Source organism: Actinomadura latina NBRC 106108 (genome assembly GCF_001552195.1).
Taxonomy (GTDB): Bacteria; Actinomycetota; Actinomycetes; order Streptosporangiales; family Streptosporangiaceae; genus Spirillospora; species Spirillospora latina.
The window spans coordinates 58,262-76,916 of record NZ_BCQS01000012.1; the positions used below are offsets into that span (position 1 = coordinate 58,262).

General features: G+C 71.5%; 18 protein-coding genes and 2 riboswitches. Of the genes, 7 read left to right on the top strand and 11 right to left on the bottom strand.

Features of this window, described 5'->3' with window-relative positions; genetic code table 11:
* Positions 1 to 22: 22 nt before the first annotated feature.
* Positions 23 to 108: riboswitch (glycine riboswitch) on the bottom strand.
* Between the two features lie 4 nt (positions 109 to 112).
* Positions 113 to 208, bottom strand: a riboswitch (glycine riboswitch).
* A gap of 49 nt (positions 209 to 257) precedes the next feature.
* Positions 258 to 599, bottom strand: a complete 342-nt coding sequence (locus tag AL2_RS18040) for a hypothetical protein (protein WP_157438223.1) — start codon at positions 597 to 599, stop codon at positions 258 to 260.
* A gap of 274 nt (positions 600 to 873) precedes the next feature.
* Here AL2_RS18040 and AL2_RS18045 point away from each other — a divergent pair, with 274 nt between their 5' ends.
* Positions 874 to 2,172: a M50 family metallopeptidase gene (locus tag AL2_RS18045; protein WP_067635045.1), complete on the top strand. Its 1,299-nt coding sequence runs from the start codon at positions 874 to 876 to the stop codon at positions 2,170 to 2,172.
* On the opposite strand, the gene cds1 is transcribed toward AL2_RS18045, so the two are convergent.
* Complete coding sequence (gene cds1, locus AL2_RS18050) at positions 2,162 to 3,259, bottom strand: L-cysteine desulfhydrase Cds1 (RefSeq protein WP_083946642.1); 1,098 nt, start codon at positions 3,257 to 3,259, stop codon at positions 2,162 to 2,164. The genes AL2_RS18045 and cds1 overlap by 11 nt on opposite strands.
* Before the next feature lie 88 nt (positions 3,260 to 3,347).
* On the opposite strand from cds1, the gene AL2_RS39230 reads away from it, so the two are divergent.
* Positions 3,348 to 4,595 (top strand): hypothetical protein, encoded by a 1,248-nt coding sequence (locus tag AL2_RS39230; RefSeq protein WP_067635046.1) that lies wholly within the window; start codon positions 3,348 to 3,350, stop codon positions 4,593 to 4,595.
* 93 nt (positions 4,596 to 4,688) lie between these two features.
* Here the strand turns inward: AL2_RS39230 and AL2_RS18060 are convergent, their stop codons facing one another.
* Complete coding sequence (locus AL2_RS18060) at positions 4,689 to 6,272, bottom strand: ATP-dependent DNA ligase (RefSeq protein ID WP_067635047.1); 1,584 nt, start codon at positions 6,270 to 6,272, stop codon at positions 4,689 to 4,691.
* Positions 6,273 to 6,364: 92 nt separating this feature from the next.
* On the opposite strand from AL2_RS18060, the gene AL2_RS18065 reads away from it, so the two are divergent.
* Positions 6,365 to 7,132, top strand: a complete 768-nt coding sequence (locus tag AL2_RS18065; protein WP_157438224.1) for a hypothetical protein — start codon at positions 6,365 to 6,367, stop codon at positions 7,130 to 7,132.
* 337 nt (positions 7,133 to 7,469) lie between these two features.
* Here the strand turns inward: AL2_RS18065 and AL2_RS18070 are convergent, their stop codons facing one another.
* Genes AL2_RS18070 through AL2_RS18080 form a run of 3 tightly spaced genes read right to left on the bottom strand, consistent with a single transcriptional unit; the run spans position 7,470 to position 10,521 of the window.
* Positions 7,470 to 8,441 carry an AurF N-oxygenase family protein gene (locus AL2_RS18070; RefSeq protein WP_083946643.1) on the bottom strand — a complete coding sequence of 324 codons (972 nt, stop codon included), beginning with the start codon at positions 8,439 to 8,441 and terminating at the stop codon, positions 7,470 to 7,472.
* 53 nt (positions 8,442 to 8,494) lie between these two features.
* Entirely contained in the window at positions 8,495 to 9,358 is an 864-nt protein-coding gene (locus AL2_RS18075) for an SDR family NAD(P)-dependent oxidoreductase (protein WP_067635049.1), read from the bottom strand.
* A gap of 41 nt (positions 9,359 to 9,399) precedes the next feature.
* A complete protein-coding gene (locus AL2_RS18080; RefSeq protein WP_067635050.1) occupies positions 9,400 to 10,521 on the bottom strand; it encodes a ferritin-like domain-containing protein in 1,122 nt (373 codons plus the stop codon).
* A gap of 119 nt (positions 10,522 to 10,640) precedes the next feature.
* On the opposite strand from AL2_RS18080, the gene AL2_RS18085 reads away from it, so the two are divergent.
* Positions 10,641 to 11,312 (top strand): TetR/AcrR family transcriptional regulator, encoded by a 672-nt coding sequence (locus AL2_RS18085; protein ID WP_245666710.1) that lies wholly within the window; start codon positions 10,641 to 10,643, stop codon positions 11,310 to 11,312.
* Here AL2_RS18085 and AL2_RS18090 read toward each other — a convergent pair.
* Positions 11,254 to 11,868, bottom strand: coding sequence for a TetR/AcrR family transcriptional regulator (locus AL2_RS18090; RefSeq protein WP_067635052.1), 615 nt, complete (start codon positions 11,866 to 11,868; stop codon positions 11,254 to 11,256). The two genes, AL2_RS18085 and AL2_RS18090, sit on opposite strands and share 59 nt — an antisense overlap.
* Before the next feature lie 124 nt (positions 11,869 to 11,992).
* Here AL2_RS18090 and AL2_RS18095 point away from each other — a divergent pair, with 124 nt between their 5' ends.
* Positions 11,993 to 13,456 (top strand): flavin-containing monooxygenase, encoded by a 1,464-nt coding sequence (locus AL2_RS18095; protein WP_067635053.1) that lies wholly within the window; start codon positions 11,993 to 11,995, stop codon positions 13,454 to 13,456.
* A 96-nt stretch (positions 13,457 to 13,552) separates the two neighbouring features.
* On the opposite strand, the gene AL2_RS18100 is transcribed toward AL2_RS18095, so the two are convergent.
* A complete protein-coding gene (locus tag AL2_RS18100; RefSeq protein WP_067635054.1) occupies positions 13,553 to 14,200 on the bottom strand; it encodes a TetR/AcrR family transcriptional regulator in 648 nt (215 codons plus the stop codon).
* A gap of 261 nt (positions 14,201 to 14,461) precedes the next feature.
* Here AL2_RS18100 and AL2_RS36450 point away from each other — a divergent pair, with 261 nt between their 5' ends.
* Positions 14,462 to 15,358: a hypothetical protein gene (locus AL2_RS36450; RefSeq protein ID WP_083946644.1), complete on the top strand. Its 897-nt coding sequence runs from the start codon at positions 14,462 to 14,464 to the stop codon at positions 15,356 to 15,358.
* Here the strand turns inward: AL2_RS36450 and AL2_RS18115 are convergent.
* The 3 genes from AL2_RS18115 to AL2_RS18125 form a co-directional block, all read right to left on the bottom strand.
* Complete coding sequence (locus tag AL2_RS18115) at positions 15,315 to 15,968, bottom strand: TetR/AcrR family transcriptional regulator (RefSeq protein ID WP_083946645.1); 654 nt, start codon at positions 15,966 to 15,968, stop codon at positions 15,315 to 15,317. The two genes, AL2_RS36450 and AL2_RS18115, sit on opposite strands and share 44 nt — an antisense overlap.
* A gap of 43 nt (positions 15,969 to 16,011) precedes the next feature.
* Positions 16,012 to 16,845: an aggregation-promoting factor C-terminal-like domain-containing protein gene (locus AL2_RS18120; RefSeq protein ID WP_067635057.1), complete on the bottom strand. Its 834-nt coding sequence runs from the start codon at positions 16,843 to 16,845 to the stop codon at positions 16,012 to 16,014.
* A 72-nt stretch (positions 16,846 to 16,917) separates the two neighbouring features.
* Positions 16,918 to 17,550 carry a MarR family winged helix-turn-helix transcriptional regulator gene (locus AL2_RS18125; RefSeq protein ID WP_067635058.1) on the bottom strand — a complete coding sequence of 211 codons (633 nt, stop codon included), beginning with the start codon at positions 17,548 to 17,550 and terminating at the stop codon, positions 16,918 to 16,920.
* Between the two features lie 285 nt (positions 17,551 to 17,835).
* On the opposite strand from AL2_RS18125, the gene AL2_RS18130 reads away from it, so the two are divergent.
* Positions 17,836 to 18,639, top strand: coding sequence for an MlaE family ABC transporter permease (locus tag AL2_RS18130; RefSeq protein WP_067635059.1), 804 nt, complete (start codon positions 17,836 to 17,838; stop codon positions 18,637 to 18,639).
* The last annotated feature ends 16 nt before the right edge of the window (positions 18,640 to 18,655 follow it).

An 18,655-nucleotide genomic window follows, 5' to 3' on the forward strand; every position in this document is an offset into this window, starting at 1 on the left:
ACCGGGCGTCTCGGTGCCTCCCCCTCTGTCATCGGCGCCTGAGAGCTTCACCCGCCTGCCTGCGGGCTTTCACCTTCGGCGGGGGACCGGGTCCCCGCTTTCCAGAGGTCGCCTGGTCCGTGCGGTCCGTGGGCCTGAGAGGTTCCGGGGAGGATTTGCTCCTTCGGCGCCCCACACCGGCTGCGTGGGACTCTCCCGCACGGGATCATCGGCTGACCGCCAATCTAGCAGCGGCCCCGCCCCGCGACCACCCGCCGTCAGCCCGCCGGGGGCGGCGACGCCGACATGGACTTCACGCACGTCTGCAGGGCCGCCTTGATCTTTTCGAGGTCCTTCTTGGCGGGCGTGGACGACGGATTCGGCGTCGGCAGCTCCACGCCCTGCTTGTGCATGCAGTCGTTGAACCTCTCCGTCGCCCTCGACACCTCGGGCACGGGCGTCGCGTTCCCCTTGCCGGGCGCCGTGCCGGACGGCGCCGAGGCCGGTGCCGAAACGGCGGGCGAGGGCGGCGCGGACGCGCTCTCGCCGCCGCCGTCGGAGCCGCCGCATCCACTGAGCGCCAGCACCAGCACCAGCACCGCTACATGACCGCGCTTCAAGTGGACCTCCGTGTACAGGGTGTGAGCTCGGCCCATGATGCGGGGGCGGGACGGCCCGCCGCTATCGCGCCGCATGCCAATGCCGCGGGCCCGATTTAGCAGCTCAGCTCAAAGGAGCGCCCCGCAGGCTCGCCGAGCACCCGGATGGCGCGGCGGCGCCGCTGCGCGGATTCCCCGGATGACTTCAACCGAACCGGGGCCGTTCGCGTACTCTGAGTTGGTTGCTGAGATCACCCGCGGTGAGCGCGGGCGCACGAGTTGAGGGGCACCCCGGATGGTCTACCTGGCAGGAATGCTGATCCTGTTCTTCGGCCTGCTGGTGTCCATCGCGCTGCACGAGCTCGGGCACTTCTCGTTCGCCAAGCTGTTCAAGGTGCGGACGACCCAGTTCATGGTCGGGTTCGGCCCGACGATGTGGTCCAGGCACAAGGGCGAGACCGAGTACGGCGTCAAGTGGATCCCGCTCGGCGGCTACATCCGCATGATCGGGATGCTGCCGCCGCGCAAGGGCGACGCCCCCGGGCAGGTCCGGCAGATCAGCACCGGCCCGTGGCAGGGCCTCATCGAGTCGGCGCGCGGCGCCGCGCTGGAGGAGATCAGGCCCGGCGACGAGGACCGCGTGTTCTACGCCAAGAAGTGGTGGCAGAAGCTGCTCATCATGTTCGGCGGGCCCGCGATGAACCTGCTGCTCGCGGTGATGTTCTTCGCGATCCTGCTGATGGGCATCGGCACCAAGCAGGCGCAGCCGGTCATCGGGCAGGTCCACGACTGCATGGTGCCCGCGAGCCAGTCGCAGGTGGCGGAGTGCCCGGCCGGTGCCACGCCGACGCCGGCCGCGCAGGCCGGGCTGAAGGCGGGCGACCGGATCGTGGCGTTCGACGGCAGGAAGATCGACGACTACGAGAAGCTGCGGGTGCTGATCCGCGACGACGGCGGCAAGACCGTGCCGATGACCGTCGAGCGCGGCGGGCGGGACATCACGCTGAGCGTCCCGATCACCCGCAACCAGATGTACGACCTGGACGACCCCGAGAAGATCGTGAACGTCGGCTTCCTCGGCATCACCCCGACGCAGGCGATGGAGCGGCAGGGGCCGGGCGCGGTCGCGAGCACGATGGGCGACCTGACCGCGCGCACCGCGGGCGCGCTGGTGCGGATGCCGCAGAAGATGGTCGGCGTCTGGAACGCCGCGTTCAGCGACGAGAAGCGCGACCCGAACGGCCCGGTCGGCGTCGTCGGCGTCAGCCGCATCGGCGGCGAGGTCGCCGCCTCCGCCGACTACACCAGCGCCGAGAAGGTCTCCTTCTTCGTGATGCTGCTCGGCTCGCTGAACCTCGCGGTCGGGCTGTTCAACCTCGTCCCGCTGCTCCCGCTGGACGGCGGCCACATCGCCGGCGCCCTGCTGGAGGCGATCAAGAAGGCGTTCGCCAAGGTGTTCCGCAGGCCCGACCCCGGCTACGTGGACGTCGCCAAGGCGCTGCCGGTGACGTACGTGATGGCGGTCGTGCTGATCGTCATGGGCGGCCTGCTGATCTACGCCGACCTGGTGAACCCCGTCACGGTCACGGGATAGCGGGCATCTCGCCCGTCTTCAGGAAGCCGTTCAGCGCCGCGAGGCAGGGCGCTATGTCGAGGCCCTGCTCCGCGAGCCAGGCGTCCGACCCGTAGGTGCCCGCGTACCGTTCGCCGCCGTCGCAGATCAGCGTCACCACGCTGCCGCGCTCGCCGCGCGCCCGCATCTCCGCGATCAGCTCCGCCGCGCCCCACATGTTCGTGCCGGTCGAGCCGCCCACGTTCCGGCCGCTGACCTCGGCCGTCCAGCGCATCGCCGCGACGGACGCCGCGTCCGGCACCCGGATCATCCGGTCGATCACCGTCGGCAGGAACGACGGCTCGACGCGGGGCCGGCCGATGCCCTCGATCCGGGAGCCCGCCGCCGTCCGGTCCGGGTCGTCGTCGGCGAACGAGCCGTGGAACGCCGACCCCTCCGGGTCGACGACCGCGAGCCGCGTCTGGAACCGCTGGTAGCGGGCGTACCGGCCGATCGTCGCGGACGTCCCGCCGGTGCCCGCGCCGACCACGATCCAGGACGGCTCCGGGAACCGCTCCAGCCGCATCTGCTCGAAGATCGACTCGGCGATGTTGTTGTTGCCGCGCCAGTCCGTCGCGCGCTCGGCGTAGGTGAACTGGTCCATGAAGTGCCCGCCGCACCCGGCCGCGAGCCGCCGCGACTCGGCATAGATGGTGGCCGGGTCGTCCACCAGGTGGCAGCGGCCCCCGTAGAACTCGATCAGCTGGATCTTCTCCGGGCTGGTCGAGGCGGGCATCACCGCGACGAACGGCAGCCCGAGCAGCCGTGCGAAGTACGCCTCCGACACCGCCGTCGACCCGCTGGACGCCTCGATGATCGTCGTGTCCTGCCGGATCCAGCCGTTCGCCAGCCCGTACAGGAACAGCGACCGGGCGAGCCGGTGCTTCAGTGAACCCGTCGGGTGGACGGACTCGTCCTTCAGGTAGAGGTCGATGCCCCACTCCGGCGGCAGCGGGAACACGTGCAGGTGCGTGTCCGCGCTGCGGTTGGCGTCGGCGTCGACCAGCCGGATCGCCTCGGCGATCCACGCGCGGTACCCGGGATCGCAGCGGTCCACGATTCGGCTCACGTCGGAGTCCTCCTCGATCGTCGTTGATCGGACGGGTGCCACGATATCCGCGCATGTCACGGTGCATCATGGAGGCAGCGGGGGGCAGATGATCGAGATGTTCGACGAGCGGATCGTGGCGACCGGGCGGCTTCCGCTGCTCGGCTTCTTCGTCGCGTTCCTGATCACTTTCGTGCTGACGCGGGTCAACGTCCGGCTGATCCGGGCGGACGCGCGCTGGTGGTTCCGCAACGTGACCGCCGGGGACCTGCACATCCACCACGTCGTGTTCGGGGTGGTGCTGATGCTGGCGGGCGGCGTGGGCAGCCTCGCCGTCCCCGACGCCTACACCGGGCTCAACGTGGGGGCCGCCGTCGTTTTCGGGATGGGCTCCGCCCTCGTCCTGGACGAGTTCGCGCTGATCCTGCATCTCAGCGACGTGTACTGGACGGAGAAGGGCCGCGCGTCCGTCGACGCCGTGTTCGTCGCCATCGCGGTCACGGGACTGCTGCTGCTCGGCATCCGCCCGCTCGGCTACGAGGGCATCGCGCCCGACCCCGGCACCGGCATCCTGACCCGCGTCTACGTGGTGTCCCTCGTCGTCAACCTGGTCTTCGCGGTGCTCACCCTCCTCAAGGGCAAGATCTGGACGGGCCTCATCGGCCTCTTCGTCCCCGCCCTGCTGATCGTCGGCGCGATCCGGGTGGCGCGCCCCGGCTCGCCGTGGGCGCGCTGGCGCTACCCCGCCGACTCGCGCCGCTACCAGCGGGCCGTCCGGCGGGAGAAGCAGCTCCGCCGGCCGCTGATCCGCGGCAAGATCTGGGTGCAGGAGTTCATCGCGGGACGGCACGACCTCATCCCGCCCGACCTGCTGCAGCGCCACGCCGAAGCCGCCGACCGCGCCCGCCGCCGCAGGGTCGCCCGCGCCGAGCGCCGCGCGGCCGCCCGCGCCGAGGGCCGCGCCGTGGTCCGTGCCGAGCGCCGCGTCATGGTCCGCGACGAACGCAAGGCCGCCGCCCGCGCGGAGCGCCGGGCCGAGCGCCGCGCCGCCCGCAGAGCCGCGCGCCGGGCCGCGACGCCCGCCGAGGACGCGACCGCGCGCGGCGACGAGGCCGCACGTCCGGACGGACGCGGCGGCCGGCGCGTCGCGGCCGCCCGTGCCCCGTCGCCGCGGGTGACCGGACAGGCCGCGTCCCGGATGCGGGCCCGCGCCGCGGCACGCCGGGCCGGCCGCCCCCAGGACGACTTCCCGCCCGGCTTCCGCCCCGGCGGCCGCGTCCCACCCGCGCCGCCGAAGCCGGCCGAACCGGCCCCGCTCGGCGAGAAGGCCCCCGGCACGGGCGACGAGCCGCCATGACGGCCCGGCCGGCGGGCGTCGCTTTCCGGCGCGTCCGGACGGCGGACCGCCCGTACCGCGTGACCGTGCGCGCGGCCTTCCGCCGCGTGCGGGTCAGTCCATGACGGGGGCGACGGCGCGGACGGTGCCGATCGTGTCGGCCTCGGCGGCGGACTTGTCGGGCCGGTACCGCAGCACGCGCGCGAATCGCAGCGCGATGCCGCCGGGGTAGCGGGGGCTGTGCTGGACGCCGTCGAACGCGATCTCCACGACCAGTTCGGGCCGGACGTGCACCGTCCAGTCGTCCTCCCGGACGGCCAGTTCGCGGAGCTTCTCCGTCTGCCAGGCGAGCAGTTCGTCCGTGAGCCCCTTGAACGTCTTGCCGAGCATCACGAACCCGCCCGTCTCGGGATCCCGCGCGCCCAGGTGCAGGTTGGACAGCAGCCCCCGCCGCCGCCCGTGCCCCCACTCCACGGCGAGCACGACGAGGTCGAGCGTGTGCCGCGGCTTCACCTTGATCCACCCCGCGCCGCGCCGCCCCGCCGTGTAGGGGGTATCGAGCGACTTGACCACCACGCCCTCATGTCCACGCGCGACGGCCTCGTCGAACACCTCCTTGGCCTGGACCGGGTCATCGGTGACCACCCGGGGCATCCGCAGGTCCTCCGGTACGACCCGCACCAGTGCCGCGTTCCGCTCCGCACCCGGCGCGTCGAGCAGATCCCCTGAGGCCGGGCTGCCCGGAGTCGCACCCCTCTCGGCGGCGTCTACGTCGGCTGGGCGCTCGTTCAGGTAGAGGACGTCGAAGAGGAAGACGCTCAGGGGGACCGGGTCGGTGTTCTTCGCCGTGCGGGTCGCGGTGCGGGCGGCGGTCACCTGGAAGGGGTGGGGGCGGCCGTCGGGGCGCAGGGCGATGAGTTCGCCGTCGAAGACGGCCTCGTGGACCGGGAGCCGGCGGGCGGCGTCGACCACCTCGGGCAGGCGGGAGGTGATCTCGTCCAGGGTGCGGGTGAAGATGTGCACCTCGTCGCCGGAGACGTGCACCTGGGCGCGGATGCCGTCGAGTTTCCACTCGACCGCCGCCGCTGCTTCCAGCTTGGCGAACGCGTCGTCGATGGACGGCGCCGACGCGGCCAGCATGGGCTTGATCGGGCGGCCGACCTCCAGGGTGAAGGCGCGCAGGCCGGCGACGCCGTCGGCGAGGGCGGCGGTGGCGACCGGGCCCAGGGAGCCGCGGAGCATGACCGCGCGGCGCACTTCGGCGGGCTTCACCTCGGCGGCGGCGGCGATCGCCTCGGTCATCACGCCGTCCAGCGCGCCCTGGCGCAGCTCGCCCGCCAGGAGTCTGATGAGGAAGCCCTGCTCGGGGTGGGTGGCGCGGGCCAGCAGCGCGGCGACGAGGTCGCGGCGGCGGGCGACGGAGCCGGCGCCGGAGACTGCGCCGATCTCCGTGAAGGCCGCGTCCACCTCCGGGACGGTCAGGGACGGTTCGGCGGCGGGTGGCGGAACGTCCCGCAGTGCGGCGTAGCCGACCCCGATCTGGCGTTGCGGCAGCTCACCCGACAGGTAGGCGACCACGATGGCGGCCTCGTCGGCGTCGGCCCGGCGCAGGCACTCCGCGAGCGCGGTTACCTTGGCCTTCCGGCCCGAGGTGCCCGCCACCGCCCCCGAGGTCCGCGCGATGTCAGCGATCAGCACCCCTCCAGTCTGACCCGCCGGTCTGACAATCGGCACCGTCAGGGGCCTGGTCAGGGGCGGCGCGCCTGGCTACGTTGACGGAAGGGCGGGCCATGACGCGACGGAGGAGTGAGGAGCGGGACGTGGGGCTGCAGCGTCCGGGCGAACCGTTCCACCGGCCGTACGCCGGACCGGAGCCGCCGTCTCCGGCGCGGCGGCCCAGGCGGCTGCTCGTGCTGCTGGCGGCGGTCGCGGCGTTCGCCGCGGCGGCGGTGGCGGTCTTCCTGGTGGCGCCCGGCAAGGACCAGGGCGGGACGGACCGGGCCGCCGTGGCGCCGCGGCACAGTACCCCGCGGGCGCCGTCGTCCGAACCCGCGCAGCGGATCGTCAAGGCCCTGCCGCCGCCGTGCGGGACGGTGTCGGACGGCACCGTGGCGAAGGCGGTCCCGAAGGCGACGAAGCGGCACAGCGCGAACTCGACGCTCACCACGTGCACGTACTCCTCGACGGGGTCGGCGTTCCGCTGGCTGCGGGTGGAGGCGCGGCTGTACGCGCCCGCGAACACCGCGGACCCGGTGCGGGACGCCGAGAGCTACTACGACGCGCAGTGGGCGCAGGCGCACGACGCCCCGCTCGTCCGGACGATCGCGCTGGAGCGCCAGGGCGGCGTCGGGGACGAGGCGTACCGGTGGTTCAAGGCCGACGAGGGGCAGCCGACCGTGGTCGGGCAGGTCACGGCGCGGATCCGCAACGCGGTCTTCACGGTCAGCTACAGCGAGCAGGCGCCGGCCGGCGCGCGGCAGGCCGAGCGGGAGCGGGCGGTCCTCGGCACGACGACCGCCGCCGCCCGCGAAGTACTCGCGGCACTAAATGATTTCTGACCTGATTCGGCCGATCGTGGACTATTTTCTGTCAAGACCTTCTAAGGTGATGCGGTAAAGGGGAGGCGGTATGCCGATCATGCTCCCGCGCCAGGCACTCGATCGGCATGCTGGGAACGCCTGGGAGGAGGAGGCGACGACGTGACCGTGCAATCGGTTGGAGTGTCCTGGGTGAGATAACCCCAGGCAGGCGCAGTGTTCGTCGATCGGGCCGCGGATTGGACCCCCACTCCGCGGCCCATTTCTTGCCGCCGTTCGGACCAATGCGTCCGGTATCCGCGAACTGAATTCTAAAAGCTCTTCGACGTCAAGATAAATGGCGGTGGAGTAGAACAGGTTACGCTTCGAGTAGACCCGAGCGGATCCACACGTCACGGGCCCGCCCGTCCAGGAACCCGACCTCGTCGAAGAACGCGGTGCACTTCCGGAACGCCCACGCCATCGTCGCCCGCCGGTGCGGGCTGCGCGCCGCCACCCGCCGCGCCAGCTTCGGGTCCAGGCCCACGGCCGTGTAGCAGGACGGGTGGATCACCTGCGCGGCCATCAGCCGCGTCGCCTGCGCCATGCCGTAGGCCGCCGCCCGCCGCCGCACCGCGGGGATCTCCGCGACGAGCCGCTTCAGCTCCTCCCGGGCGTACTTGATGTGCCGCGCCTCCTCGACCACGTGGATCCGGGTGACCTGCCGGACCATCGGCTGGACGGCCTCGTCCGGGAACGTCAGCCGCTGGAACGCATCGGTGAACTCCTCCACGACGAGGGTCCCCGCGAACATCGGCATCGGGTCGTACACGGCGCCGAACAGCTTCGCGAAGTGGAACTCCAGCGCCCGCGGCCGGTGCGTCCGCAGCCCGCACGTCCGCACCATCCGGGCGAACATCTTCGAGTGCCGGCACTCGTCCGCGATCTCCGTCAGCGCGTACGCCACGTGGTCGCTGTCGTAGCGGTGCCGGTAGGCGTGCATCACCAGCGACTGCATCAGCAGCATCTCCGACCAGATGCCGAACGAGGCGATGCTGCACATCTCCTGCTTGGTCAGCTCCACCCGCTGCCGGTGCGTCAGCCCGTCCCACAGCGGCGTCTCGTAGATCGACGCGAGCTGCGGCGGCGCGTAGAACACGTCGGGGTCCTGGGGCGCGTCCCAGTCGACGTCCACGTCCGGGTCGAACGAGTGCTTGCGGGACGTCCGCAGCAGCCGCTCGGCGACCACCTCCCGATGCGTCAGCTCAAGCGCGTGGTCGCCGTCCTTGCACCTGATCTGCGCCGTCCATGTACGGGGGCGGCCGTCGCTCAGCAGCACATTGGGGGGCATCGATCCTTCACCTCTCAGTGCGGGGAGAGTCGGGGCCGCGCCCGGCGGGGGCGTCAGCCCTGGGGGGTGGGGATCCTGGCCATGAGGCGCAGGGAGGCGGGGGACACGCGGGAGAGCACGTGCAGGAGGTGGCCCTCGAAGTTGACGGGCACCACGGGCTTGTTCTTGACGATGGCGTTGACGACCCGCTCGGCGACCTTCTCCGGCGGGTAGTTGCGGAGCTGGATGGCCTTCTGGCCCCGCTGCTTCAGCTTCTCGGTGGAGCCGAGGTCGCCCTTGACGTAGCTCGCGTTCTTGACGATGTCGGTGCTGACGAAGCCGGGGCAGACGGCGGTGACGCCGATGCGGGAGCCGGCCAGCTCCGCGCGCAGGCATTCGCTCAGCATCAGGACGGCGGCCTTCGTCGTGCAGTAGGCGGGCATCGCGCGCCACGGCGCGAACGCGGCGGCGGACGCGATGTTGACGATGTGGCCGCCGAGGTTCGGCTTGTCGGGCTTGTTGGGCAGGGCGCCGACGCGGTCGCGCATCTGCCGGCCGAACAGCCGGGACCCGTGGATGACGCCCCACAGGTTGACGCCCATGATGCGGTTCCAGTCGTCCAGCTCCGTGTCGAGGAACGACCCGGTGACCGCGATGCCCGCGTTGTTGACGACGATGTCGGGGACGCGGTGCGCGTCCTTCACCTCGGCTGCGAACGCCTCCATCGCGGCGGCGTCGGCCACGTCGACCTGGTAGGCGGTGCCGCCCGTGCCGACGATCTTGGCCTGCGCGACGGTCCGCTCCGCAGCGGGCAGGTCGATGTCGGCGGCGATGACGCTCGCCCCGTTCTCGGCCAGCCGGAGCGCGATGGCGCGGCCGATCCCGCTGCCCGCTCCGGTGACGACGGCGAGCGCTCCATCGAAATGCGCGAGTGGCATCAAGACCTCCGAGGTGTGCGGATCGAGTGATCCAAAAGTACTCAGCCCGTCCCCGTGTCGGCGATGGCGGCGTCGGCGATGACGGCGTCCACCTCGGCCTTGCGGGCGGCCTCCTCGGCGGCGAACCGCTCGGTGTCGAGCTTCTCGGCGATCTCCTCGTCCTGGTTCATGAGCGCGTCCAGGTCGGCCTTGGACATGTCGAGGACGCCCATATCGTCGTAGACCTGCTGGATGCGCTCGCTCCACAGCCCGATGTCCTTGACGCACGGGACGATCCGGCTGAACAGCAGGCTCTGGAACATCCGCATGTAGGGGGAGTTCTCCACCATCTCGTCGACCTCGGCCGGGTCGATGCCGAAGTTGGTCCAGATCTCCCGGCCGCGGATGCGGTCGCGCATCAGGTAGCAGCCCTCGATGACGAAGTCCTCGCGCTCGCGGAGCTCGGCCGGGGAGAGCCGCTTGTAGTAGTCGCGCAGCGCGAGCCGGCCGAACGCGACGTGGCGGGCCTCGTCCTGCATGACGTAGGCGAGGATCTGCTTCGGCAGCGGCTTGGTCGTGATGTCGCGGATGACGCCGAACGCGGCGAGCGCGAGGCCCTCGATGAGCACCTGCATGCCCAGGTAGGGCATGTCCCAGCGGGAGTCGGTGAGGGTCTCGTTCAGCAGGTCCTGCAGCTTGGTGTTGATCGGGTAGACCATCCCGACCTTCTCGTGCAGGAACCGGGTGAACAGCTCGACGTGCCGCGCCTCGTCCATCGTCTGGGTGGCGGAGTAGAACTTGGAGTCGAGGTCGGGCACCGACTCCACGATCCGGGCGGCGGTGACCATCGCGCCCTGCTCGCCATGCACGAACTGGGAGAACTGCCAGGACGTGGAGTGCTGCCGCAGTTCGCCGCGCTCCTTCTCCGACAGCTTGTCCCAGTACTTCGTCCCGTAGATGGCGAGGGACTGGTCGGGGACGCCGAGGACGTTGTGCGGGTCGACCTCAAGGTCCCAGTCGATGCGCTTGGTGGAGTCCCACTGCTTGTCCTTGCCCTTCTGGTAGAGGGCGAGGAGGCGGTCGCGGCCGTCGTCGTACTCCCAGGTGAACCTGGCGTCGCCGGCCATCGGCACGTTCCAGGGCTCGGCCGTGACGGGGTCGGTGTAGAGGTCGTGTGTCGACAAGGGCACTCCTCCCCGAAGCGCGGACGTACGGTGTACGTCTCACGTACAATGTACGTACCGTGTCATGGGACACTTACCGGTGTCAACGGTCGACGGAGGGGAGCGGCATGGTGCGGCGGGTGACCTCCGACACTCCGCGTCCCGCGCTGACCCGGGACCGCATCGTGCACGCGGCGGTCGCGCTGATCGAGCGGGAGGGCGCGGACGCGCTGTCGATGCGCCGCGTCGCGGCCGACCTGGGCGTCGCCGTGATGTCCCTCTACAACCACGTCCCGAACAAGACCGCGCTGCTGGAAGGCGTCGCGGAGCGGGTCGTCGAGGGCCTGCAGCTGGAGGACGACCCGGCCGCGCCCTGGCAGGAGGGCGCGCGCGCCCTCGTCCGCGCGTTCCGCAAGGTCGCGCACGACTACCCGCGCTGCATGACGATCGTCTTCACCCACAAGATCGACTCGGCGGCGGGGCTGCGGCCGATGGAACGCGCGCTCGCGCTGGCGGACGCGGCCGGCTTCGACGGCGGCACCGCCGTGCGGATCATGCGGGCGCTGCTCGCCTACGCGATCGGCGCCCAGATGCGCGAGATCGGCATGGAGAAGATGCTCGGGCATCTGGCCGAGACGGGCGCCAAGTCGTGGAACGACCTCGACCCGGACGCGTTCCGGCACGTCATCGCCTACGGCCCCGAGCTGGCCGCGCACGATCCCGAGACCGACTTCGAGTTCGGCCTCGACCTGCTCATCGCGGCTCTGGAGGCGCTTCCCCGCCGGCCGGAGGCGGGGTCAGGTACGGGCTGAGGCCCTGCCGGCAGAAGTCGGTCATGTGGCGGGCCGCGTCCTCCGCCGACACGTCGGGACGGCTCGTCAGCCACAGCGCCACGCGCTCGCTCGCGCCCATGATGATCTGCGTGTACGCCTCGATCGCGGCGGCGGGCGCGGACGGCGCGAACGTCGCCAGCACCCCGGCGATCAGCGTGCTCTGCTGCCGCCGGGTCGCCTCGACGGCCTCGGCGGTCTCCGCGGACGCGGCCGCCGGCTCGCGCAGCAGCATCGCGAACGAGTTGCTGTGGGAGTCGATGAAGGAGAAGTAGGCGACCATGCCGCGCCACAGGATGTCCTCGGGGGTGGTGGCGCCCGCCATGGCCTTCTGCGTGACGTCGAGCAGCTCCGCCTTGGACCGGCTCACGCACGCCACGAGCAGCCCGTCCTTGGAGCCGAAGTACTCGTAGAGCATCGGCTTGGAGACCCCGCACCGGTCGGCGATCTCGTCCATCGAGGTGGCCTGGTAGCCGCGCTCGCCGAACACCTCCTCCGCCACGTCCAGCATCTGCCGCTCGCGCGCGGGCCGGGACATCCGCTTCCGGCGAGAGGGAGGATGCGGTGTGGCGGCACTCACAGGGGAACCTCTCTGTTGGACCTACCGTCAGTAACCTACTCCGGGTAACTTACCGGAAGTAGGTTACGCGAGAGGATGGTTTATGAGCGAGCGTGCCCCGGCGATCGTCATCATCGGCTCCGGCTTCGCCGGCCTCGGCATGGCGATACGGCTCAAGCAGAACGGCTTCCACGACTTCGTCATGCTGGAGAAGAGCGAGGCGCTCGGCGGGACGTGGCACGACAACACCTATCCCGGCTGCGCCTGCGACGTCCCCTCCCACATGTACTCCTTCTCGTTCGAGCTGAACCCCGGCTGGACGCGGATGTTCGCGCCGCAGCCCGAGATCCGCTCCTACATGGAGCGCACCGCCGACAAGTACCGGGTGCGCGACCACATCCGCTTCGGCGCGCGCGTCGACTCCATGGAGTACGACGACGACGCGAGGCGCTGGAACGTGACGCTCGCGGACGGGACGGTCCTCACCCCGAAGGCCGTCGTGTCCGGCATCGGCGCCCTGCACGTGCCGTCCTTCCCGGACCTGCCGGGCATGGAGCGGTTCCAGGGCACCGCGTTCCACTCCGCCGAGTGGGACCACTCCTACGACGTCACCGGCAAGCGCGTCGCCGTCATCGGGACGGGCGCGTCCGCGATCCAGTTCGTCCCTCAGCTCGCGAAGAAGGCCGCCGACCTCGTCGTCTTCCAGCGGACCGCGCCGTGGATCCAGCCCAAGCCCGACGTGCGGATCCCCGCCCCGGTGCGCAAGGCGTTCGAGAAGGTCCCGGGCGCCGCCCGCGCCTTCCGCAACGGCATCTACTGGGCACTGGAGGCCCGCGCCGTCGGCTTCACCATCGACCCGCGGCTGTCGACCCCGCAGGAGAAGATCGCCCGCCGGCACATCGGCAAGCAGATCGCCGACCCCGAACTGCGCGCGAAGGTGACGCCCGACTACACGATCGGCTGCAAGCGGATCCTGCTGTCCAACGACTACTATCCGGCGCTCACCCGTCCCAACGTGCACCTGGAGACGTCCGAGGTCGCCGAGGTCCGCGAGAACTCGATCGTCACCGCGGACGGGCGCGAGTACGAGGTCGACTGCATCGTCTACGGCACCGGCTTCAAGGTGACCGACGCCCTCACCGACCTGCGCGTCACCGGCCGCGACGGCACCAAGCTCCAGGAGATCTGGGCGGACGGCATCGAGGCCCATCGGGGCACCACGATCCCCGGCATGCCGAACTTCTTCATGCTGCTCGGCCCGAACACCGGCCTCGGCCACACCTCCGTCGTCTTCATGATCGAGGTGCAGATCCAGCACGTGCTGGGCTGCCTGCGCCTCCTCCAGGACGCCGGCGCCGACGCGATCGAGCCGAAGCCGGAGGCCGCGCGCCGCTTCAACGACCGCATGCAGAAGCGGCTGCGCCGCGCCGTCTGGAACGAGGGCGGCTGCAGCAGCTGGTACCTCGACGACGCCGGCGTCAACCGCACCCTGTGGCCGGGGCACACCTTCGAGTTCTGGGCGGGCTCCCGCAAGGCCGACCCGGACGAGTACCTCCTCACCCGCTGAGCCGGAAACCGTCCGGGACGGCGTGCGCGCGCCGTCCCGGACGCTACGCCGCCCGCTCCATGGACGTGCTGGTCGCGGACCTGGAGGACGGCGCCGCTACTTCTCGGGCGCGAACATGGGGCGGAAGCCCGCGACGAGCTGCCGGATCACCGGGCGCTGCTCGACCGGGGTGCGGCCCCGCAGGTCGTGGACCGGGTCGAGGCCGTCGTAGTACGGGGCCAGCGCCAGGAACGGCAGGAGGGTCATCAGCCACGTGGCGAGGACGGCGAGGTCGGCGTCCTCCCGGATGGCGCCCTCCGCCTTCCACAGTTCCAGCGTCGGGTGGATGACCTGCAGGTAGTGCTGGTTCGCGGTGTCGCGGACCACGGACCGGACGCTGTTGTCGAGCTCGAAGTTCGTCGCCGCGGTGACCCCGCGCTCCAGCGGGTGGTCGGCCATGTACTCGGTCCAGTCGCACAGGACGTCGAACAGCCACTCGTCGAAGGACTGGTCGAACTCGATCCGCTCGATGCGGCGCTCCATCTCCTCGCGGACACGGCGCGACGCCTCGTCGCACACGAACGCGAAGAACTCCAGCTTGTCGCTGAAGTACTGGAACAGCGAGCCCTTGGCGATGCCGGCCTCGCGGGCGATGGTGTTCAGGCTGCCGGTCGAGTATCCGTGCTCCCCGAACTCGCGCATCGCCACCTCGAGCACCCGTTCGCGCTTGGCGACGTTGAGGCGGAACCAGGTCGACGTCGGCATGGACTCCTTCGACTTCCCGTCAGGAACCGGTAACCAGAAGGTCAGGATAACGGTCTGCGGCGTCCCGTGTGACCCAAAACGTCACCCGGGCCCCCGCCGGACGCCGGGGCTCCGCCGGATGCGCACTCGTTGACAACCCGGCCGGCCGGCGGGGTACGCGGATGCGCAACCGGCGTCAGGCTTTCCGCGCGGCCTTGAGCCGGGATCCCGTGCGTGCTTGCATCCGTCTCAGCGGCTCTCGACGTGTTGGAGGTGGGGCCGGTGCGCTCACGGTCGGCGGGCGGGGCGTTCCTGGTGGGCGTCGGCGCGGCGGCGGCGATCGCCGTCTCCGGTGCGGCGCCCGTGATCGCCGAGCCCGCACCCACCCTCGCGCCCACGGCGGAGCCCACGCCGACCGAGACGCCCACGGCGCCGCCGACGACGCCGGCACCGGAGCCGACCCCGACTCACACGCCGACCCCCACACCCACGCCGACCCCCACTCCGGCGCCCGTACCGACGGAGACGCCGGCGCCGCGGCCCACTGCTCCGGCGCCGGCGCGGCCGAGCGCCGCGCCGGGAGCGCCCTCCAGTGCACCGGCTTCCCCGGTGCCCGGTGGCGCCGTGCCGCCCGCCGCGCTTCCGGCGGTCCCCGGGAGCCTGCCGGGCGCCGCGCCGCCGGTGAACTCCGTCCCGGCGATCCCGGGGCCGCAGGTCGCGCTGCCGCCGATCAGCTCCCCGGAGGTCGCGCCGGAGCGCATCGCGCCCGTGCCGGTCGCGGGCCTGCGCACGCTCCCCGACGACAGCCTGGCCGTCGAGGACCTGAGCGCCCTCCAGGCCGGTGTGCTGGCCGCGATGGCGTCGTCGGTGGCGCTGCTGCTCCTCAGGCTGCGGCTGGCCCTCCGCGTCCGTCCCGGGCGGGCGCGCGAACGGGCCCGGGTGCGGCTCGTTCCGGCCGGCCCCGTCCGTCCGAAGCCCGCGCTCGAGCCGGAAACACCCGCACGGGAAACACGCGCACTGGAACCGGCGCCGGCCGCGTCCGCCGCGTCCCGCCCGCTCAAGCCCTGGTGGGAGGACCCGGAGTCGGTCGTGGCGCTGGCGGGGATCCTGCGCTGGGACGTCGAACCGCCGCGGGTCAGCGGGCGAGACGGATCAGGATCCGGCACACCTCGTCGATGATCTCCCCGGCCTCGGCCTCGTTCTCGGCCGTGGCGATCTCCCGCCCGGCCTCGCCGATGACCGTGGTGAGCACGAGGCTCAGCACCTGCTCGGGACGTCCCGCCGGCTCGCCGGGCCCGGGGCCGCGCAGCAGCTTGGTGTTCTGCGCGATCCAGTGCTGGGCGCGGCTGCGGCGCATCAGCGACGACCCGGACGGCCCCTCGCCGCCGAGGAACAGCCGGGCCGCCTCCCGGCGCTCCCAGCACACCCGCAGGTAGGCGCGGGCGCCGTCGGTGAACAGCGCGATCGGGTCGGACTCGCCCTCCTTGCGGGCGGCGGACACGGCCTGCGCGGCGCTCGCCTCCTGCTCGGCGGTCAGCTCCTCCCACAGCGCGACGTACAGCCCGGCCTTGCCGCCGTAGTGGTGGTAGAGGCTGCCGACGCTGATCCCGGACCGCTCGACGATCTCGGCGATGCCCGCGTCGGCGTAGCCGCGGTCGGCGAAGACCTGCTGCGCCGCGCTCAGCAGCGCCTGCCGGGTGGCGTCGGCGCGGGCCCACTGCCGCCCGCCGCCCGCGTGCCCGTCGCCGTTGGCGGTGTCGTTCCCCTGGCGCGTCCTGCTCGTCCGCATCCCTCCATGGTGCCAGGTCGCGGACCCGCGGGCGGGAAGCGTCCTAATACCAGTTGTGGGCCTGCCACCAGGACCAGGCGCCGCACGGGTCCTTGTAGCGGGCCTTGATGTAGCCGAGGCCCCACGCGATCTGGGTGGGGGAGCTCGTGCGCCAATCGGGGCCCGCGCTGGCGAGCTTCGAGCCGGGCAGCGCCTGCGGGATGCCGTAGGCGCCGCTGGACGGGTTCTCGGCCCGCTCGTTCCAGCCGCTCTCGTGGTTCCACAGCGTCAGCAGGGACGGCCAGCAGCGTCCCCAGCCCTTGAGGGCGTTCATCTTCTTGCCGAACGCCTTGTTCTGCGCGGAGCTCGGGTTCGACTTGGCGAGCCGCTCGCGCTCCTGCTCGGCCTTCAGCTTCGCCCGCGCCGCCGCGTCCCGCTTGGCCTTCGCCTTGAGCCGCTTCAGCTCGCGCTGGTGCTCCTTGTAGGCGCGCTCCTTGGCGTGGGCGACCGCGTCGGCCGCGACCTTGTCCATGTCGGACGCCGACGTCAGCTTGGCGAGCATGTCGTTGGTCGACAGGCCCGCCGCGGCGGCCTGCGGCGGCTTGGTGTCGTCGCCGGTGAACCGGTCGAGGTCGACCAGCACGACGGCCGAGCCGAGCACGGCGATCGCGGCGGCGGTGATGGTCACGTTGCTGGTGAGCACCCGCCGCACCCGGCGCTTCTTCTCCGGCGGGAGGACCGGCGGCTCGTCGTCGTAGCGGTCGTACCGGTCGTAGCGGCCGCCCGGGCCGGACGAGCCGCGCGCCTCGGCCGCCTCGCGCGGCGCGGGGACCCGTTCGGGACGGGCGCGCCGGCCGCCGCCGTCGGGACGTCTGCGAGTGCCGTGACTCTGTGGCATAGGAGAAGACTGCCTTATCGCCCGGGTGCTATGTCGTCGGAGTGAAGGTACGGGGCCCGCATGCTACGCGGTTCACCGCCGTCCCGCCTCTGCCCCGTCAGTACCGTGTTCACCGAGGCCGCGTCCACCGATGCCGTGTTCACCGATGCCGTGTCCGCCGATGCCGCGTTCCACGGGCTCCACGTCGCCGGCCGCGAGGCGCGCCGGCTGCAGCGCCTCGAACAACTCCCGGTGCATGCCGCCGAACGCGGCGAAGGCGCCGCCGGGCGCCTCCAGCGCCACGCCGACCTCGTTGACCCTCGTCCGCCCGGCGGCGGTGATCTCGACGAGCGTGGCGCGCCGGTCGCGGGGATGCCGGGCGCGGCCGACGAACCCGGCGGCCTCCAGCTGGTCGACGGTCAGTTTCACCGTCGTCGGGTGCATCATCAGGAACCGGCCGAGCGTGCTCAGCCGCGCGTTGCCGCGCGGGGTGAGGGCGAGCGTGGTGAGCAGGAAGTATCCGGTCCGGCTGAGGCCCAGCCGCTGCAGCTCGGCGTCGAGCGCCTTCTTGAGCAGCTGGTTGAGCCGGCCCACCGAGCAGATCGCCATGAACGGCCACGGCTCGCCCTCCAGGCCCTGCACGTCCCAGCGGTCGCGGACGCCCATGACCAGCGGGTCCGCGCCGCCGTCCATGTCGTCCGCCATCTCCTGCCCGGCCTCGATCATCGTGCGCCGATCGTAGCTTCGGACAAATCCAGATGTAAGTACTCGCTTCTTAGACCTTCTTCCAATAGAGTGCCACAGATCACAGACGGTGCCCGAGTGCTTGCTTGGGTTTCCGGGTGATCCCGGTCTCTGCTGAGACCCCGGTGGCGCGCGCAACGAAGGCAAGGACGTGGGCGCCGCCTGTGGGCCGGTGGAATCCGGAGTATCGGATGGGCGCCGACGTCCGAGAACGAAGGAGGCTGGTATGTACCTTCACCCCGCCCCCCTGGGGGAGGTCACCGGCTGATGGCCTTGAGCCTGACCAAGGCCCCCGATCTGGCACGCAGACGCGTCGGGCGGGCGCTCGACGAGACCGGGCTGCTGTGCGTGACCCTGCTCGAAGGGCTGCGCCGCTCCTGGGACCTGCGCCAGTGGTGGGGCGAGTTCATCGAGCAGTGCTGGTTCCTGGCCCGCGTCACGAGCATCCCGGTCATGCTCATCGCGGTGCCGCTCGGTGCGACGATCTCGCTGCAGGTGGGCGACATCGCCCGGCAGCTCGGCGCCCAGTCGGGCACCGGCGCGCTGCTCACCGCCGCGATGATCCAGCAGGTGGCGCCGCTGGCGGCCGCGCTGCTGGTGTCCGGCGTGGGCGGGTCCGCCATCACCGCCGACATGGGCGCCCGCAACATCCGCGACGAACTCGCGGCCATGGAGGTCATGGGCATCAACCCGATCCACCGCCTGGTCACCCCCAGGCTGTGGGCGGCGAGCATGGTGTCCGGGCTGCTGTGCTCGGTGGTGATCCTGGCGGGCGTGCTCGGCGGCTACTACTTCAACGTCATCCAGCAGGGCGTCAGCCCGGGCGCGTTCTTCGACGGCTCGACGACCCTGCTCCAGTTCTCGGACCTGATCATCACCCTGTTCAAGGCGTGGGTGTTCGGCTTCATCGCCGCCGCCGTCGCCTGCTACATGGGGATGAACTGCGACTACGGACCCGTCGGCGTCGGCCGCGCGGTGAACAAGGCCGTGGTCGTCACCTCGATCGTGGTGTTCGCGACGAACTACATCCTCACCATGATCTACCAGGTTCTCTTCCCCCCGAGGTTCTGATGGTCGCCATATCCCC

Coding starts and splice junctions, on each gene's coding strand:
- AL2_RS18090 (WP_067635052.1), bottom strand. CDS start 11,868: ATGTCCCGGCCCGCGCGCGAGCGGCAGATGCTGGACGTGGCGGAGGAG.
- AL2_RS18075 (WP_067635049.1), bottom strand. CDS start 9,358: ATGCCACTCGCGCATTTCGATGGAGCGCTCGCCGTCGTCACCGGAGCG.
- AL2_RS18100 (WP_067635054.1), bottom strand. CDS start 14,200: ATGCCGACGTCGACCTGGTTCCGCCTCAACGTCGCCAAGCGCGAACGG.
- AL2_RS18045 (WP_067635045.1), top strand. CDS start 874: ATGGTCTACCTGGCAGGAATGCTGATCCTGTTCTTCGGCCTGCTGGTG.
- AL2_RS18120 (WP_067635057.1), bottom strand. CDS start 16,845: ATGCCACAGAGTCACGGCACTCGCAGACGTCCCGACGGCGGCGGCCGG.
- AL2_RS18115 (WP_083946645.1), bottom strand. CDS start 15,968: ATGCGGACGAGCAGGACGCGCCAGGGGAACGACACCGCCAACGGCGAC.
- AL2_RS18125 (WP_067635058.1), bottom strand. CDS start 17,550: ATGATCGAGGCCGGGCAGGAGATGGCGGACGACATGGACGGCGGCGCG.
- AL2_RS18070 (WP_083946643.1), bottom strand. CDS start 8,441: ATGCCCCCCAATGTGCTGCTGAGCGACGGCCGCCCCCGTACATGGACG.
- AL2_RS18130 (WP_067635059.1), top strand. CDS start 17,836: ATGGCCTTGAGCCTGACCAAGGCCCCCGATCTGGCACGCAGACGCGTC.
- AL2_RS18095 (WP_067635053.1), top strand. CDS start 11,993: ATGAGCGAGCGTGCCCCGGCGATCGTCATCATCGGCTCCGGCTTCGCC.
- AL2_RS18065 (WP_157438224.1), top strand. CDS start 6,365: ATGACGCGACGGAGGAGTGAGGAGCGGGACGTGGGGCTGCAGCGTCCG.
- AL2_RS39230 (WP_067635046.1), top strand. CDS start 3,348: ATGATCGAGATGTTCGACGAGCGGATCGTGGCGACCGGGCGGCTTCCG.